The sequence below is a fragment of the Methylobacterium sp. WL64 genome (genome assembly GCF_008039945.1).
In the GTDB taxonomy this organism is placed as follows: domain Bacteria; phylum Pseudomonadota; class Alphaproteobacteria; order Rhizobiales; family Beijerinckiaceae; genus Methylobacterium.
The window spans coordinates 1-723 of the sequence record NZ_VRVA01000308.1 but is presented as its reverse complement, the minus strand read 5'-3'; the positions used below and the strand labels follow the sequence as shown (position 1 = coordinate 723).

General features: G+C 81.6%; 2 protein-coding genes. Both read right to left on the bottom strand.

All coding sequences use genetic code 11. From position 1 onward, the window contains the following. A partial coding sequence (locus tag FV242_RS35275) for a hypothetical protein (RefSeq protein ID WP_210249002.1) occupies positions 1-311 on the bottom strand: 311 nt, incomplete at its 3' end. A gap of 141 nt (positions 312-452) precedes the next feature. After that, on the bottom strand, positions 453-723 hold a 271-nt coding region (locus FV242_RS36240), incomplete at its 5' end, for a hypothetical protein (protein ID WP_187278689.1).

The window sequence follows — 723 nt, the reverse complement described above, 5'->3', positions numbered from 1 at the left end:
GCCTGGGGCTGCCGCGGGAGCGTGCCCCGGAGCAGCGGCCCGCGCCCCGGCCGCCCGCGCAGGAGCGGCAACCGGATCGCCAGCCGGACAGCCGGGACCGCGCGGCACCCGAGCGTCCGGTGCCGGACCAGAAACGCGCGAACGATCGTCCCGGGCCGGACCGCGGCAACCCCGACCGGCCGCCCGCGCAGCGCGATCCGTCGCCCGCGCAGCGGGGGGATCCCGAACGTCCGGTGCAGCCGCAGCGCGGGCCCGATCAGGACCGCCGCCTGCGGGATCAGGACCGTCCGGCGCCGGACGCACCGGAGCAACCGCAGCGCGGCCCCGATCGCAATCGCCGGGGGCCGGATCAGGACCGCGCAGCCCCCGGGGGCGCGCCGGATACCCCCGCGCAGCGCCGTGAGGCCGCTCCCGACCGCGAGGCCCCGACCCAGCGTCCCGGCGCCGGCGCGTCACCGCCGCCGCCCAACGCCGCGCCCGGCGTGCCGGGCCGTCCGGTCCAGCGCCCGGACGCACAGCCCGGCGCCGAGCCCGGACGCCCTGCCCCGCCCAATATGGCGCCCGGCGTACCCGGACGTCCGGTGCAGCGCCTCGATGCCCAGCAGCCCGGTGCCCAGCCGCAGCCCGGCGCGGAGCCGGGGCGCCCGGTGCCGCCAAACATGGCGCCGGGGGTGCCCGGCCGTCCCGTGCAGCCCCCCGGACAGGCGCCGGGCGCGCCTGTCC